The sequence below is a fragment of the Bradyrhizobium sp. UFLA05-125 genome, assembly GCF_059803515.1.
Genome location: NZ_JBANBJ010000013.1, coordinates 105,347 through 121,171, shown reverse-complemented (window position 1 = coordinate 121,171; position 15,825 = coordinate 105,347). Strand labels below are relative to the sequence as shown.

General features: G+C 63.4%; 15 protein-coding genes. 11 read left to right on the top strand and 4 right to left on the bottom strand.

Annotated features, from left to right (window positions below; genetic code table 11):
- Positions 1-109 precede the first annotated feature (109 nt).
- Positions 110-1,741 (top strand): CTP synthase, encoded by a 1,632-nt coding sequence (gene pyrG, locus SO156_RS15300; protein ID WP_458150316.1) that lies wholly within the window; start codon positions 110-112, stop codon positions 1,739-1,741.
- A 145-nt stretch (positions 1,742-1,886) separates the two neighbouring features.
- On the opposite strand, the gene SO156_RS15295 is transcribed toward pyrG, so the two are convergent.
- Positions 1,887-3,545, bottom strand: a complete 1,659-nt coding sequence (locus SO156_RS15295; RefSeq protein ID WP_498535366.1) for a hypothetical protein — start codon at positions 3,543-3,545, stop codon at positions 1,887-1,889.
- 275 nt (positions 3,546-3,820) lie between these two features.
- Here SO156_RS15295 and SO156_RS15290 point away from each other — a divergent pair, with 275 nt between their 5' ends.
- The 4 genes from SO156_RS15290 to SO156_RS15275 all read left to right on the top strand — a co-directional run bounded on the left by SO156_RS15290 (position 3,821) and on the right by SO156_RS15275 (position 6,750).
- A complete protein-coding gene (locus SO156_RS15290) occupies positions 3,821-4,147 on the top strand; it encodes an NIPSNAP family protein (RefSeq protein ID WP_458150314.1) in 327 nt (108 codons plus the stop codon).
- Between the two features lie 100 nt (positions 4,148-4,247).
- On the top strand, positions 4,248-5,099 hold the full coding sequence (gene kdsA, locus SO156_RS15285) for a 3-deoxy-8-phosphooctulonate synthase (RefSeq protein WP_498535365.1): 852 nt from the start codon (positions 4,248-4,250) through the stop codon (positions 5,097-5,099).
- Complete coding sequence (locus SO156_RS15280) at positions 5,099-6,310, top strand: MFS transporter (RefSeq protein ID WP_498535364.1); 1,212 nt, start codon at positions 5,099-5,101, stop codon at positions 6,308-6,310. Before kdsA ends, SO156_RS15280 begins: the two co-directional genes overlap by 1 nt.
- Positions 6,311-6,357: 47 nt before the next feature.
- Positions 6,358-6,750, top strand: coding sequence for a TfoX/Sxy family protein (locus SO156_RS15275; RefSeq protein ID WP_458150311.1), 393 nt, complete (start codon positions 6,358-6,360; stop codon positions 6,748-6,750).
- Here the strand turns inward: SO156_RS15275 and queF are convergent.
- Positions 6,747-7,199 (bottom strand): preQ(1) synthase, encoded by a 453-nt coding sequence (queF, locus tag SO156_RS15270; RefSeq protein WP_458150310.1) that lies wholly within the window; start codon positions 7,197-7,199, stop codon positions 6,747-6,749. The genes SO156_RS15275 and queF overlap by 4 nt on opposite strands.
- Positions 7,200-7,343: 144 nt before the next feature.
- The gene (locus SO156_RS15265) at positions 7,344-8,315 is read right to left on the bottom strand and encodes a Vgb family protein (RefSeq protein ID WP_498535363.1); all 972 of its coding nucleotides are present in this window, start codon (positions 8,313-8,315) and stop codon (positions 7,344-7,346) included.
- A gap of 165 nt (positions 8,316-8,480) precedes the next feature.
- On the opposite strand from SO156_RS15265, the gene eno reads away from it, so the two are divergent.
- The 5 genes from eno (at position 8,481) to SO156_RS15240 (ending at position 13,298) form a co-directional block, all read left to right on the top strand.
- Positions 8,481-9,764, top strand: a complete 1,284-nt coding sequence (eno, locus tag SO156_RS15260; protein ID WP_498535362.1) for a phosphopyruvate hydratase — start codon at positions 8,481-8,483, stop codon at positions 9,762-9,764.
- A 27-nt stretch (positions 9,765-9,791) separates the two neighbouring features.
- Positions 9,792-10,931 carry a zinc-binding dehydrogenase gene (locus SO156_RS15255; RefSeq protein WP_498535361.1) on the top strand — a complete coding sequence of 380 codons (1,140 nt, stop codon included), beginning with the start codon at positions 9,792-9,794 and terminating at the stop codon, positions 10,929-10,931.
- 111 nt (positions 10,932-11,042) lie between these two features.
- Complete coding sequence (locus tag SO156_RS15250) at positions 11,043-12,041, top strand: MBL fold metallo-hydrolase (RefSeq protein ID WP_458150306.1); 999 nt, start codon at positions 11,043-11,045, stop codon at positions 12,039-12,041.
- A 182-nt stretch (positions 12,042-12,223) separates the two neighbouring features.
- Entirely contained in the window at positions 12,224-12,775 is a 552-nt protein-coding gene (locus tag SO156_RS15245; protein WP_458150305.1) for an NADPH-dependent FMN reductase, read from the top strand.
- Positions 12,776-12,980: 205 nt separating this feature from the next.
- Positions 12,981-13,298 carry an FtsB family cell division protein gene (locus tag SO156_RS15240; protein WP_458150303.1) on the top strand — a complete coding sequence of 106 codons (318 nt, stop codon included), beginning with the start codon at positions 12,981-12,983 and terminating at the stop codon, positions 13,296-13,298.
- Positions 13,299-13,452: 154 nt separating this feature from the next.
- On the opposite strand, the gene SO156_RS15235 is transcribed toward SO156_RS15240, so the two are convergent.
- Positions 13,453-14,466: an ABC transporter substrate-binding protein gene (locus SO156_RS15235; RefSeq protein ID WP_498535360.1), complete on the bottom strand. Its 1,014-nt coding sequence runs from the start codon at positions 14,464-14,466 to the stop codon at positions 13,453-13,455.
- Between the two features lie 289 nt (positions 14,467-14,755).
- Between SO156_RS15235 and SO156_RS15230 the strand changes: the two genes are divergently transcribed.
- A complete protein-coding gene (locus SO156_RS15230; protein WP_498535359.1) occupies positions 14,756-15,715 on the top strand; it encodes a helix-turn-helix domain-containing protein in 960 nt (319 codons plus the stop codon).
- The last annotated feature ends 110 nt before the right edge of the window (positions 15,716-15,825 follow it).

Below are 15,825 nucleotides of genomic sequence, written 5' to 3'. Positions count from 1 at the left end.
GCTCTGGCAACACACTCAGTTCTGGCTCACCCACAGGCCCGCAAATTGTTTGGGGCGGGACACGAATCGCTTTTGCGAATCGAGTTCGGGAGATTAAAGGTTAAGTCCCATGGCGCGGTACATATTCATCACCGGCGGCGTGGTCTCTTCGCTCGGCAAGGGTCTGGCTTCAGCGGCACTGGGTGCTCTGTTGCAAGCCCGGGGCTACAAGGTCCGCCTCCGCAAGCTCGATCCCTATCTCAATCTCGATCCCGGAACGATGTCGCCGTATCAGCACGGCGAAGTGTTCGTGACCGATGACGGCGCGGAGACCGATCTCGATCTCGGTCACTATGAGCGCTTCACCGGACGGCCGGCGACGAAGGCCGACAACATCACCACCGGCCGCATCTATCAGGACATCATCTCCAAGGAGCGCCGCGGCGATTATCTCGGCGCGACGATCCAGGTCGTGCCGCACGTCACCAACGCCATCAAGGAGTTCGTGCTGTCAGGCAACGACGAGTACGACTTCGTGCTGGTCGAGATCGGCGGCACCGTCGGCGACATCGAGGGCCTGCCGTTCTTCGAGGCGATCCGCCAGCTTGGCAACGAGCTGCCGCGCGACCATGCGGTGTATATTCACCTCACGCTGCTGCCCTATATTCCGAGCGCCGGCGAGCTCAAGACAAAACCAACGCAGCATTCGGTGAAGGAGCTGCGCTCGATCGGCATCCAGCCGGATATCCTGCTCTGTCGCACCGATCGCGAGATTCCGAAGGAAGAACGCCGCAAGCTCGGGCTGTTCTGCAACGTGCGCGAAAGCGCCGTGATCGAAGCGCGCGACGTCGACAACATCTACGCCGTTCCCGAGGCCTATCACGCCGCGGGCCTCGACGACGAGGTACTCGCCGCGTTCGGCATCGGCTCGCGGATTCCGCCGGCGCTGCAGAGCTGGCAGCAGATCAACGAGCGCGTCCGCAATCCCGAGGGCAACGTCACCATCGCCATCGTCGGCAAGTACACCGGCATGAAGGATGCGTATAAGTCGCTGATCGAGGCGCTGTCGCATGGCGGCATCGCCAATAAGGTGAAGGTCAATCTCGACTGGATCGAGAGCGAGATCTTCGAGAAGGAAGATCCCGCGCCGTTCCTCGAGCACGTCAACGGCATCCTGGTGCCCGGCGGCTTCGGCCAGCGCGGTGCCGAGGGCAAGATCAAGGCGGCGCAGTTCGCGCGCGAGCGCGACGTGCCGTATTTCGGCATCTGCTTCGGCATGCAAATGGCGGTGATCGAAGCGGCACGAAATCTCGTCGGCATCGAGGAGGCCAACTCCACCGAGTTCGGTCCGACGAAGGAGCCGCTCGTCGGTCTGATGACCGAATGGCTGCGCGGAAATGAGCTCGAGAAGCGCTCGCGGGCCGGCGACCTCGGTGGCACGATGCGGCTTGGTGCGTATCCCGCGGCGCTCACGCGTGGCAGCCGCGTTTCGCGGGTCTATGGCGGCGCGACCGAGATTTCCGAGCGCCACCGCCACCGCTACGAGGTCAACACCGCCTACAAGGATCGTCTGGAGCAGCACGGCTTGAAGTTCTCAGGCCTCTCGCCCGACGGCGTGCTGCCGGAGATCGTGGAATACGAGGATCACCCCTGGTTCATCGGCGTGCAGTTCCACCCCGAGCTGAAGTCGCGCCCCTTCGAGCCGCATCCGTTGTTCGCCTCGTTCATTCAGGCGGCGGTGGTGCAGAGCCGGCTGGTGTAGGCGGGCCCGGCCTGTCCTGATGAACTCGGGTGGCCGCGGGCTAAAGCGCGATGACATTAGGGTGAATCGTCATCGCGCTTTAGGTTGTTGTTGAGCATGATCTTTTCGGAAAAACCGCTGCACACTTTTCCGGATCATGCTCTAGCTAAGCGGCTGCCATGTCCATTCTCCGACAGAAGCAGGATGCTCTGATCGGCATCTCCGCGCGGGCCTGGGCGAGATCGAGCCGCTGCTTGATCAGCGCGGTCTCGACCTTGTCGCCGCGGCGAACCAGGCATTCGTGCAGTCCGTGGAGCGACCACAGATTATCGGGATGCTGGCAGGCCCGGCTCAGCTTGCCATCGAGGCCGAGATCGGAACGATAAACCGCCTCGGCTTCCTCTACTCGTCCCTGCTCCAGAAGTAGCGCGCCGAGCGCATGACGCGGCGGCTGCATCCATCCCCAGGGCTCATCATAGGGCAACGCGTCGCTGAGCTCGACCGACCGGCGCAGCTGCGCGAATGCAGTATCGTAATTGCCCTTGCGGTATTCCAGTTCGCCGTTCAGCATCGCCTCGGCCACACTGAGCAAGTTCACCACCTTGTTGTTGTGGATGAGCCGGCTCTCCGGCACGCGGATCCTCGCCGCCGCGAACAACGCCTTCTCAGTCTCGGCCTCGGCGACATTGCCGAGTGCCGAATGAGCGACCGCCTTGGCGTAGTGGATCATGGCGGTCACCGAGCAGTAGAGCTCACGGTCCTGCGGCAGTTTCTGTGCGATGATGTCACGCCATTTGCCGAAGCGCACGAGAACGTGCTGCTTCATCGTCAGGTAGCCCTCGAGGAAATCCGCCATCGGCGGAGATTCGATACGCAACACCGGCTCCGGGACCGTGGCGATCAGCTCCTCGGCCGTCGCGATGGCGGGGGCGTACTGGCCGAGGAACATCGCGCCGTAGATCGCGAAGTGGAAGTTGTGAATGACGTAGATGAGGTAGACGCCTGGATCGTCCGAATAGGCGAGGAAGCTGCGGTCGGTCGCCAGCGCCTTCTGGTTATAGAGCAGCACGTCGTTGTATTGCCCGCAAAGCACGTCGAGATGGGTCGGCATGTGGATCAGATGGCCGCCGTCGGGAACGAGCGCGCGCAACCGGTCGCCAGCCCGCATCGCCCGCTGCGGGAAGGGCGACATCTCCATGAGGTGGACATAGAGATGCAGCAGGCCCGGATGATCCCACGCAGCCGGAATCTTGTCGAAGGCCTGCTCGAGGACCGCTCTGCATTCGTCGGTGCCGGCGCCCGCGGCGGGTTTGCCGGAGGGGAGGTCCCACATCAGCCACGGGGTCTCGTTCATGATCGCTTCGGCAAAGATGTTTCGGACCTCGAGATCATCGGGAAAGGCCGCGAAGATTTTGCGCATTTCTTGCGTAAAGGACTTGTCCCACGGCGACATGTCCTCGATCGCCTCGCGCTGAGGATAGCGCGCAGGCAAGGCTCGGATCAGCGCTTGCTCGACCGGGCTTGCGTTGTCCGCATGCGCGAGCGCGTCCTGCATCGCGTCGTAAGACGCCGCCAGCGCCATCTGCCGACCGTGCGCGTCATAGCGAACCCAGGGCAGGTTGTAGTTGGGCCCGGAAGCGTAGCTGATGCCCCAATGCGCCATCGCGCAGTCGGCGTCATGCTGAAGTGCTTTCCGGAAGCACTTGATCGCTTCGCCGTGGTTGAATCCGAACACCCAGTTGAGCCCTCGGTCGAACCATAGCTGTGCGTCGGGCGATGACGTGGTGACTTTGCGGCTGTATGGCCCGAGATCAAAATAGGTCATGGCGTCTGCCTCCTTTGATCGCTTGTTCCTTTGGGCTGCGTTGCCGATTGCCTCGGGGACATCAGTGGCCTGGTGTGGTGCCGGTGATGCGCAGGACCAAGCCGGAACCTTAGCAAGAAGGCCGGCCAAGCGCCAATGAGTCTGCGTCTGCTCTCGCTGGCAGTTGCCTCCCGGGCGAGCCATGCGCAAGGCGCCGCCCGGACCGCCGTACCGGCGCAAGACACGCTCTGGTCCTGCCGATATAACCGCGAGCCAAGAATCGGGGAGGACTGCCAATGATCTACGAAATGCGCCAGTATCGCTGCGTGCCAGGCCGGCTGCCGGCGCTGCTCAAGCGCTTCGACACGATCACGCTGAAGCTCTGGGAGAAGCACGGCATCAAGCAGGCCGGGTTCTTCACCACGCTGATCGGCGAATCCAACCAGGAGCTGACCTATTTCCTGGCCTGGCACTCGCTTGCCGAGCGCGAGACGAAATGGACCGCGTTCATGACCGATCCGGAATGGATCGAGGCGCGCGCCAAGACGGAAGCGGATGGCCAGATCGTCGCGAACATCGTCAGCCAGATCCTGGCGCCGACCGCTTTTTCCACGGTGAAGTGACGGCCGACTTCGCAACCCTGATATTCGGGGGGTAGGGCCGAATAGGGTTGATCCGCCCCTCGTCGCCGCTATGGTCGCGTCGAAACAGGGGAAATTGACCTTGAGCTCTTCGCCGTCAGCAGCGCCGGTCGTCACCATTGGCACGGTCAAATTCGGCAATGATCTGCCGATCTCGATCATTGCCGGGCCGTGCCAGCTCGAAAGCCGCCAGCACGCGCTGGAGGTGGCCTCTGCGTTGAAGGAGATCGCTGCGCGGCTGCAGATCGGCCTCGTCTACAAGACCTCGTTCGACAAGGCCAACCGCACCAGCGCATCCGCTGCGCGCGGCCTCGGGCTTGCGCAGTCACTGCCGATCTTCGCCGAGATCCGTTCTTCGCTCGGCCTTCCCGTGCTGACCGACGTGCACGAGGCGACGCAATGCGCCGAGGTGGCGCAGGCGGTGGACATCCTGCAGATCCCGGCCTTCCTGTGCCGGCAGACCGATCTTCTCCTGGCCGCGGCTGCGACCGGCAAGGTCGTCAACGTCAAGAAGGGGCAGTTTCTGGCGCCCTGGGACATGGCCAATGTCGTGACCAAGATCACCAGCGCGAACAATCCCAACGTGCTCGTCACCGAGCGTGGCGCGTCTTTCGGCTACAATACGCTCGTCTCCGACATGCGGGCGCTGCCGATCCTGGCGCGCACCACCGGTGCGCCCGTGATCTTCGATGCCACTCATTCGGTGCAGCAGCCGGGCGGGAAGGGGACTTCCTCGGGCGGCGAGCGCGAATTCGTGCCGGTGCTGGCGCGCGCGGCGGTCGCCGTCGGCGTCGCCGGCGTCTTCATCGAGACCCACCCCGATCCCGACCACGCGCCGTCGGACGGACCCAACATGGTGCCGCTGCGCGAGTTCGAGGGCCTGCTGCGGAGATTGATGGCGTTTGACGCGCTCGCCAAAAGCGCAGCGGGCTGATGCTTCAGTCCGTGGCCAGGCCATCGTCCGAGCAAAAGTTTCCGCCCGCGATCAATATCATCGCAATCGCCGGCTTTTCGGCGGCGTTGTCGACACGGGCGCTCGATCCCGTCCTGCCACATGTCGCCGAGGATTTTGCGATCGGCATCACGACAGCCGCGAGCATCGCGGCCGGCTACGCCCTGATCTATGCGCTGGTTCAGCCTGTGGTCGGAGCGGCGGCCGACCTGTTCGGCAAGGCGCGGCTGATGACCATGTGCCTGGCGTTGCTCGGCGTCGCCTCGATTCTGGGCGCGTTTGCGACCAGCTTCTCGGGTCTATTCGCGAGCCGCATCCTGGCTGGCATCGCCTCGGGCGGCGTGTTTCCGGTCGCGCTCGGTCTGACCGCCGATCTCGTCGCGCCGGCCAAGCGGCAAGTCGCGATCGGGCGTACGCTGGCGGGCTCGATGACCGGCAATCTGCTTGGCGCAACTGCCGCCGGCATCATCGGCGATTTCATCGGCTGGCGTGGAGTGCTCGTGATCCTCGGCGCGCTCGGCCTGATTGCGGCGGCCGCGGTGGCGGCGGGCTTTCGCGGTGCCGCGCTGACTCCGCCGCCCAAAACCGACCTGAAGACCTTGCGGCAGGGTTATCGCACCATCTTCGCCAATCCCAATACGCGCTTCTGCTACTCGGCCGTGTTCGTGGAGGGCTGCTGCGTGTTCGGTCTGTTTCCGTTCATCGCGGCCTTCTTGTTCGATCTCGGCGAGAAATCGCTATCGATTGCGGGCATTGTCATCGCAGGTTTTGCGATCGGCGGGCTGTTCTACACCTTCACCGTGTCACATTTCCTGCCGCGGCTCGGCGTCAAGGGCATGATGATTGCGGGTGCGAGCCTCGTCGGCGTTCAGCTCGTTGCGCTCGCCTTTGGTCCCGGCTGGAAGCTGCAATTTGCCAGCATGCTGCTGATGGGCTGGGGCTTCTACATGATCCACGGCTGTTTGCAGGTGTTTGCCAGCGAGCTGTCGATCGGAGCGCGGGCGACCGCGATGTCGCTGCATTCGTTCTTCTTCTTCATGGGACAGACCGTCGGGCCGCTCGCCTATGGCTTCGGACTCGCCCATGCCGGCAAGGGGCCGACCCTATTTGCAAGCGCAGGGATCATGGTGGTGCTGGGACTGGTCTGCGCCCGCCTGCTCAGGCAGCGCGCGCCGGCGGATGCGCGCGTTTGATCGGGCGTATTGCGGCGCTAACATAGTGCTCCCCTGAGGGAGCGAGCATGGTTGCCGGCGACAGCTTCATAGAGTTTCTGCGCGAGCAGCTCGCGCCGCTCGGACGCATCACGGTACGGCGCATGTTCGGCAAGACAGGCGTGTTCTGCGATGGCGTCATGTTGGGGATGGTAAAAGACGATACGCTTTACTTCCGCGTCGATGATGGCAACCGCGCAATTCTGAGGGAGGCGGAAGCGTTTCCGCCTCTGAACTACGAGAAGAAAGGCGGCACCATCGATCTCGCGTTCTGGCGGGCACCGGAACGCCTGTTCGACGACCCCGATGAACTCGTTGCGTGGGCGCGATCCGCGCTGGAGGCGGCGCGTCGGGTTGCATTGAAGCGAGACCGCACGACGCCCAAGCGAGGATCATCAGCGAAGCGGCCGATCAAGCACTAGCCCCGCCCGCGGTACGGCGCGACGCCTTGCTCCGGTACCCACAGGCCCTTCGGCACGCGGCCGGTCTGCCAGAACACGTCGATCGGGATGCCGCCGCGCGGATACCAGTAGCCGCCGATGCGGATCCATTTCGGCTTGATCTCGGATGCGATGCGCTTGCCGATCATCACCGTGCAGTCCTCGTGAAAGGCGCCATGATTGCGGAAGCTCGCGACGTAGAGCTTGAGCGATTTCGACTCCAGCAGCCACTGGCCCGGTGCGTAGTCGATCATGAGATGGGCAAAATCCGGCTGGCCGGTGACCGGGCAGATCGAGGTGAATTCCGGCACGGTGAAGCGCACCAGATAGTCCGTGTCCTTCTGCGGGTTGGGCACGCGGTCGAGCTGGGCTTCTTCCGGCGTGTGCGGCCATTCGACCGCACGGCCGAGCTGGAGAGGTTTTTTCGTCATCGTGTTTGCGTCCTTTGGAGCATGATCCCGGAAAAGTGGGCACCGGTTTTCCGAAGGGATCATGCTCAGTCGAAAAAGCCAGAGCGCGATACGATCGCGCTCTGGGGACGCTGACATGGACGCAAGCGGGGCTTGACGTCAACCTCAAGCGACGGTCTGGATCATGACCATCCGGTCGTTGCCGGACTCGCAACCCCACAGCTCACCCGGCCTTCCGTCGAGCTGGCGCACATTCGCGTTTGGCTTGTCGCTGGCGAAGACGTTGAACTTCTCGGTCGCGGGATCGAAGCGGACGATGGCGTTGGCGGAAAAATCTGTCAGCCAGACCTTGTCCTTGTCGTCGACGAAAACCGCGTAGGCGCGAGGGTGATCGCCCGGCAGCTTCCAGGTTTTCCACGAACCGTTGGCGGGATCGTGCACCGACACGTGCCCGCTGTTCCACTCGCTGACCCAGATCCGGCTCTTCGAATCCGACCAGACGCGCCGCGAGCCCGCATTCGGCGTCGGCGGCTGCACGACGCTGGCGTTGCCGGTCGCAAGATCGATCCTGGCGATGTAGCTGCCGGCGAGCGAGGCGTACCAGACGTCGCCCTTGGGCGTCACTGTGATGCCATAGGGCCCGACGCCTTTCGGCGCCGTGAACACCGTCATCTCTCCGGATTTCGGCACGAGCCGGCCATAATAGCCAGACTGTCCGGTGAACCAGTAGGTGCCAGCCTTGTCGAACACGCCGGTGTTGAGATTGGCATAGGCAAATTTTTCGGGCAGGCGGAACAGCGTGACCTTCAGATAGCCCGGGTCGACCCGCGCGATCGCGTTCTGGCCGCCCTCGGTGATCCACGGCGCGCCGTCGGGGCCGATGGTCACGCCATGGGGAGCCGCGCCCTGGCCGAGGTCGACCGTCCTGAACGAGCCATCCTTCGGGTCGAGCTTGCCCAGCATGCCCTTGCCTTGCGCAGTGAACCAGATCATCCCGTCGGGGGCGGGGGTGAGGTCGTGCAGGCCGATGCCAGGGCTGATCGGGAAATATTTTGTCCGGAACGGGCCCTCCTGCGCAAAACTTGGGCGAGTGGCCAGGAGGGCGGCGCTGGAAGCGAGAAACTGGCGGCGATTCATGGCGTTACCCCGACTGCTTATGATTGAGGTTGGACGCGCCGATCAAGTTTAGTCTGAGGCTCTTCAAGCGTCAGTCGAACTGGGTCTCCCGAGCGTTCACATTTGCTTGCGCTCCGTGTAAGACGCCCCCGCGAACTGACAGCTCTAACGAATGGAAGCGCAATCATGACCGCCATTGTCGACATCATCGGCCGCGAAATTCTCGATAGCCGTGGCAATCCCACCGTCGAGGTCGACGTCGTGCTGGAAGACGGCTCGCTCGGCCGCGCTGCGGTGCCCTCGGGCGCCTCGACCGGCGCCCATGAGGCGGTGGAACTGCGCGATGGCGACAAGGCCCGCTATCTCGGCAAGGGCGTCTCGAAGGCCGTCGGCGCCGTCAACGGCGAGATCTATGAGGCGCTCAGCGGCATGGACGTCGAGCACCAGGTTCAGATCGACCAGGTCATGATTGATCTCGACGGTACGCCGAACAAGAGCCGTCTCGGCGCCAACGCCATCCTCGGCGTGTCGCTCGCCTGCGCCAAGGCGGCCGCGCAATCCCTCGACATGCCGCTCTATCGTTACGTTGGCGGCACCTCGGCGCGGCTCCTGCCGGTGCCGATGATGAACATCATCAATGGCGGCGTCCACGCCGACAACCCGATCGACTTCCAGGAGTTCATGATCCTGCCGGTCGGCGCCACGAGCTTCGCCGAAGGTCTGCGCTACGGCGCGGAAGTCTTCCACACGCTGAAGTCCGAACTGAAGAAGGCCGGCCACAACACCAATGTCGGCGACGAAGGCGGCTTCGCGCCGAACCTGCCGTCGGCGGACGCCGCGCTCGAATTCGTCATGAACGCAATCGGCAAGGCCGGCTTCAAGGCGGGCTCCGACGTCGTGCTCGGACTCGACTGCGCCTCGACCGAGTTCTTCAAGGGCGGCAAATACGTCTATGAAGGCGAGGGCAAGACCCGCTCGATCTCCGAGCAAGCCAAGTATCTCGCCGACCTCGTGTCGCGCTATCCGATCGTCACCATCGAGGACGGCATGTCGGAGGACGACATGGACGGCTGGAAGGAGCTCACCGATCTCATCGGCAAGAAGTGCCAGTTGGTCGGCGACGATCTCTTCGTCACCAACGTCAGGCGCCTGTCCGAGGGCATCAAGGCGGGCCGGGCCAACTCGATCCTGATCAAGGTCAACCAGATCGGCACGCTGACCGAAACGCTCGCTGCCGTCGAGATGGCGCACAAGGCGGGCTACACCTCCGTCATGTCGCACCGCTCCGGCGAGACCGAGGATTCCACCATCGCCGATCTCGCGGTCGCCACCAATTGTGGCCAGATCAAAACCGGCTCCCTTGCGCGCTCGGATCGCACCGCCAAATACAATCAGCTCCTGCGCATCGAGCAGCAGCTCGGCAAGCAGGCCGTCTATCCCGGCAAGGCGGCGCTGAAGGCGCTCGCGTAAGCAACGAGCAGAAGAGGGGAGGTCGACATGAGCGACGGCAGAAACGGACTTCAGTTGCGTTCTCTGATCAAGAAGAGCGGCGAGCTCGAGATCTCACTGGTCGACGTGCCGACCCCCGAGCCCGCCGAGGACGAGGTCGTCGTCCGCGTCGAGGCGACGCCGATCAACCCGTCGGATCTCGGTCTGCTGGTCGGCGCCGCCGACATGAGCACCGCGAAGGCGTCGGGCACGAAGGATACGCCCGTTATCACCGCCAAGGTGCCGGATGGTGCGATGCAGGCGATGGGCGCCCGGCTCGACCAGTCACTGCCGGTTGGCAATGAGGGCGCCGGTGTCGTCATCAGGACCGGCTCCTCTGACGCCGCGAAGGCGCTGATGGGCAAGACGGTCTCGATGATCGGCGGCGCGATGTACGCGCAGTACCGGACCTTGAAGGCGAGGGACTGTCAGCCGCTGCCCGAGGGCACGACTGCAGCTGAGGGCGCGTCCTGGTTCGTCAATCCGCTCACCGCGCTCGGCATGACCGAGACCATGCGCCGCGAGGGCCACAAGGCGCTGGTGCACACGGCGGCTGCGTCCAATCTCGGGCAGATGCTGAACAAGATCTGCATCAAGGACGGAATCCCGCTCGTCAACATCGTGCGGAGCAAGGAGCAGGCCGACATCCTGCACAAAATCGGCGCCAAATACGTCGTCGATTCCACTGCGCCGAGCTTCCTTGACGATCTCACCAATGCGCTGGTCGAGACCGGCGCCACCATCGCCTTCGATGCCATCAGCGGCGGCAGGCTCGCCGGCAACATCCTGAGGTGCATGGAAGTTGCGATCAACAAGACGGCCAAGGAGTACAGCCGCTACGGTTCCAGCGTGCACAAGCAGGTCTATGTTTACGGCATGCTCGACACGCGGCCGATCGAGCTGCCGCCCGGCTTCGGCATGGCCTGGGGCGTCGGCGGCTGGCTGTTGACGCCGTTCCTCCAGAAGATCGGGCCGGCCGAGATCGGACGGTTGCGTCAGCGGGTCGCGAGCGAATTGAAGACGACGTTTGCCAGTCACTACACCAAGGTGGTGTCGCTTCCAGAGGCGCTCGATCCGGCCAACATCGCGCTGTACGCCAAACGGGCGACTGGCGAAAAATTCCTCATCAACCCAAATAAATTTGCGTGAGGCCGACGCGAGCGTGACCAAAGAAGGTCTTGCGTTCTGAGCAAGGCGGGAGAACATTCCCGCCGCAATTGAAAGCGGAAAAAACCGCAACGCTCAGAAGGGGACATTCCCATGACCGAACTCAACCGCCGTCACCTGCTTGCCGGCGCCGCCGCCGTTGGCGCGGCGAGCCTGTCTCGCCTGGGAACCACGTCAGCCAATGCCGCGGTGCCGCAAAGCGGCGCGCAGGCGCCGGGCTTCTATCGCTACAAGGTCGGTTCCTACGAATGCACCTCGATCAATGACGGGGCGCGCACCTTCCCGATGCCCGACAAGTTCGTCACCAACATCCCGAAGGAGGAGGCGCTCGCCGCCGCCGACGCCGCCTACATGCCGAAGGGCATGGTCACGATCCCGTTCAACCCGCAGCTCATCAACACCGGCAGCAAGCTGGTGCTGATCGACACCGGTAACGGTATTGCGAATTTCGAGGCGAGCAAGGGTGCCGTTGGCCGGACCCTTCAGAACCTCGCGGCCGCGGGCGTCGATCCGAAGAGCATCGATGTCGTGCTGTTCTCTCACCTTCATCCCGACCACACCAACGGCGTTCGCCTCGCGGACGGGACTGTGGCCTTCCCGAATGCAGAGCTGATGGTGCCGGCCAAGGAATGGGAATTCTGGACGAGCGACGAGAACGCCGCCAAGGCCCAGTCCAACGAGATGATGAAGAACTACTTCGCCAACGTGAAGAAGACCTTTGCGGGTCTTGAAACCAAGGTGACGAAGTATGATTGGGGCAAGGAGGTTGCGCCCGGCATCACCTCCATCGGAACGCCCGGGCATACGCCCGGACACACCTCATTCGCCGTCGCGTCGGGCAATGCCAAGGTGCTGCTCCAGTCCGACGTCACCAACATTCCCGAGCTGTTCCTGCGCAATCCGGATTGGCACGTTGCCTTCGACACCGATGGTGCTCTCGCGCAGCAGACGCGCCACAAGTTCTACGACATGGCGGCAGCAGAGAAGGCGACGGTGGTCGGCTTCCACTTCACCTTCCCGTCGATCGGCCACATCGAGAAGGACGGCGCCAAATATCGCCTGGTTCCTTCGGCCTGGAATCCGACGATCTGATCGGTTCAGTTGTTCGCGTCAGTTGATCGGGCCGCCGCCTGGCGGCCCGATTGTTTTGGGCGACTGGTCGCTTTCGCGAAACGCTGCGTTTCCAAATCGAAACGGTTCATGCACTTGCATCCTCTCGCCGAGGTGGATTAAGTGCGCGAGCCCATTTCCCGCTTAGAGGTTCAAGGACAACCATGGCCTACAACATCGTCACGATCGCCGGCAGCCTGCGCAAGGAGAGCTTTTCGCTCAAGATCGCCAACGCGCTCGCGAAGCTCGCGCCTAGCTCGCTTTCGCTCGAGGTGGTCACGCCCGCCGGCATCTCGTTCTTCAACCAGGATCTGGAAGCGGCTCCCCCGGCCGACTGGCTGGCCTTCCGCGAAAAGCTCCAGAAGTCGAACGGCGTCCTGTTCGTGACTCCTGAATACAACCGCGCGATCCCGGGCGTCCTGAAGAACGCCATCGACGTTGCTTCGCGGCCCTATGGCAAGAGCTCGTTCAATGGCAAGCCGGTCGGTATCATCTCCAACTCGCCGGGCCCGCAGGGCGGAGTCAGTGCCGCGAAAACGCTCCAGAACATCCTGCCGGGCATTACCGGGGCAATCATGCAGCAGCCGGAGACTTACCTGAACGCCGTTGGCGACGCCTTCGACGCCGCGGGCAACCTGGTCAAGGACTCGCTGAAGACGGTGCTCCAGCAGTACATCGACGCCTTCGCCGCGCACGTGGCCAAGCATCAGGGCTGATTAGCTGGCTGGGCCCTCACAACCGTAGGGCACGTCCAACTCTGCGTCATGGCCGGGCTTGTTCCGGCCATCCACGTGTTTACCGGGACGAAGAACGTGGATGCCCGGCACAAGGCCGGCCATGACGCGTGGTGAAACTGTGCCCGATCTCATCCATCATTCGGGATTAGCACTCCCTTAACCAACCTGTCCCATCTTGCGGGACATGGTCACGCGTGCGCGCCTCAAATCGATTCTGACCGGCCTTGCGCTCTACGCCATGGCGGCCGCGATCGTCGGCTATTTCGGCATCAACGCCTACACCGGCAAATACGGCCTCAACGCTCGCCAGGAGCTCGACCAGGAGATCATCGCGCTGACCAGTGAACTCGCGCGGCTGAAGCGCGAGCGCGCCGAGGGCGAGCAGCGGGTGTCGCTACTGCGCTCGGAAAAGATCGACCCCGACATGCTGGACGAGCGTGCGCGCTTCCAGCTCCAGTTCGTCAATCCGCACGACCTCGTGCGGATGAACAATTCGAACTAAACCTCCTGCGTTGTAACGCTCTCTACACCTCATCCTGAGGAGCCCGCGGAACGCGTGCGTCTCGAAGGATGGCCGCGGGAAAAATTGGTGCGCCTCATGGTTCGAGACGCGCGTCCCGCGCTCCTCACCATGAGAGGCTGATGACGGAGCAAGGTCAGAGCGTTGCCAGCTTCGCCGCGCCCTTGGCGAGGACGTCGCTGAAACTCGTGTCCCAGAATTTTGCGACGTCAGTCTGCGCGTCGAGCACGCCGAGCTTGAGGAAAGTGTCGGCAACCTTCTGATGGGTCACCGGCACATCCGGCGTGACGCCCACGAGCGAGAAATCGGCGCTGCGATGGGCGAACTGATCGAGGATGTCCTCGAGCAGCAGATGCGTCTCCGCGACCTGCGCCGTCGCATAGACCTGGAAATTCCTGTTGGCGAAGGCATAGGCGCGCTGGATGCGCAGCAGGAAGTCGGCGAGCGCCGCATGCCGCAAGGGATCGTCGATCGCCTTCGGATTGGCATAGATCGGGAAATTTCCGGAGAGATAGCCGACGCCGGTCTTGAGCAGGCGCGCGCCCTGCCTGGAGATCGCGAGCTGGCCGTTGTAGCCATAGATCGCCCACGCATCGAGCTTGCCCGAGGCGAAAGCGGAATAACCGTCCGACGGTGTCAGGTTGATGGCCTCGATGTCGTTGAAGGTCAGCCCGGCTTCCTCGAGCTGCTTGGCGAGGAAATAATGCGCGGTGGTGGCGCGGACATACCCGACCTTCTTGCCTTTGAGATCGGCGATCGAATGGATCGGCGTGTCCTTGGCCGCAACCGTGACCTGGGTGTTGAGGTCTTCGTGGGTGACTGCGATGAAGCGCACGCTGGCATTCTTGCGCGCGGCGAACATCGCGGGAATCTCGCTGCCCGAGCCGAGATCGAGCGCGTCGCTGTTCAGCGCCTCGATGTGCAGCACGCCGTTGTTGAGCTCCTTCCAGTCGATCTTGTAGGGCGTCCTGTCTTCGCCGGCTGCCTGGAGCACGGCGGGCCAGCCGCCCTTGTAATAGGCGACGCGCAGCGTGACGCCGCTGAGATCGATCTCTGCCGGCTTGCCTTGGGCTTTCGCACCGCCGGCAACGAGTCCGCCTGCTAGCGCGCCGAGCAGGGAACGCCTTGAGAGTGAGAACGGGTTGGTCACGACGGCACCTGCTGAAAGTTACTTGATGCTTTCAGCATAGGTCACGCGCCGTTTGCGCTCTATTCTGTTTTTCGATCGCCGCGTGAAACGCGCATTCCAACTTTTGCGACAGTGCGGCGTTATTCGGTTTTTTCGCCTATGTCGAAGGTCGTAAGTGGATGTGGCACTTCCGTCTTGACGGCAACGGCGGTGCGGGTTCATGCCTTCTTGCGCGCGGCACTTTCAGGATTGAGGCAGATCAATCGAGCGACGTCGGCAGCATCTAGACTGCCATCGGGAGGAAACAGTGATGAATGGGCAAATGCCCCCGCATCACGCGGCCCGCGTCGAGGCCGCCATCGCGTCAGGCCAGGCGGCACGCTCCGCGCTCGTGGCCTCGTGGCGCCGTTCCTCCCGATTGCATCATCTCGATCCTGCAGGCCATCGGCCGACGACCCGTCTCACCGAGACTGAGTTGCACCATGCGCGCGAGCGGATCGCGCCACTGCTCAGTGCTGCCCAAGGCACCATGGACCGGCTCTACCAGGCGGTCGGAGCTGCCGGCTGCTGCGTGCTGCTCGCCGATCGCGAGGGGATTCCGGTCGATCGTCGCGGCACGCCGGCCGACGACCCCACGTTCCAATCCTGGGGCCTTTGGATAGGCGCGCTCTGGAGCGAGGAGCATGAAGGCACCAACGGAATCGGAACGTGCCTCGTCGAGCAGCGGCCGCTGACCATCGATCGCGAGCAGCATTTCTTCGCCCGCAATACGCTTCTGAGCTGCACCGCTGTCCCGATCTACGATCATGACGGGATGCTCGCCGGCGTGCTCGACGTCTCCTCCTGCCGCGCCGACCGCACCGACGCCTTCGCCAACCTGATCGCGCTCGCGGCAGGCGAAGCGGCACGGCGCATCGAGGCTGATCTGTTCCGCAACGCCTTCGCCCACGCCCGCATCGTGCTGACGGCGTCAGCCGACGGCCATTGCGGTGGTCTCGTCGCGGTCGATGCGGATGATCTCGTGATAGGCGCGACGAGGTCCGCCCGTGTCGGACTTGGGATCGCGCCCGGCCGCCCGTTGCAGCCGGTGCCCGCAGCCGATCTTCTCGGTGGCGATGCGGCTCCAGATCACTTCGCCGGTGGTCAGCGTGCCGTGTTGCAGCGCGCGCTGTTGCGCGCGGGCGGCAATGTTTCCGCCGCCGCCAAGGCCCTCGGCGTCAGCCGCGCCACGCTGCACCGAAAGCTCAAGCGCTTCGAGCTGAAGCACTGAGCGTTCGCTCGTTTCCTCAATCGTCATTGCGCGCAATGACGATGTGGCTCAAGAATGCGCTGCTCAGGATGAGGTCTGAATGCGTGAGGGCCACTTCACCTGTCGCAGAA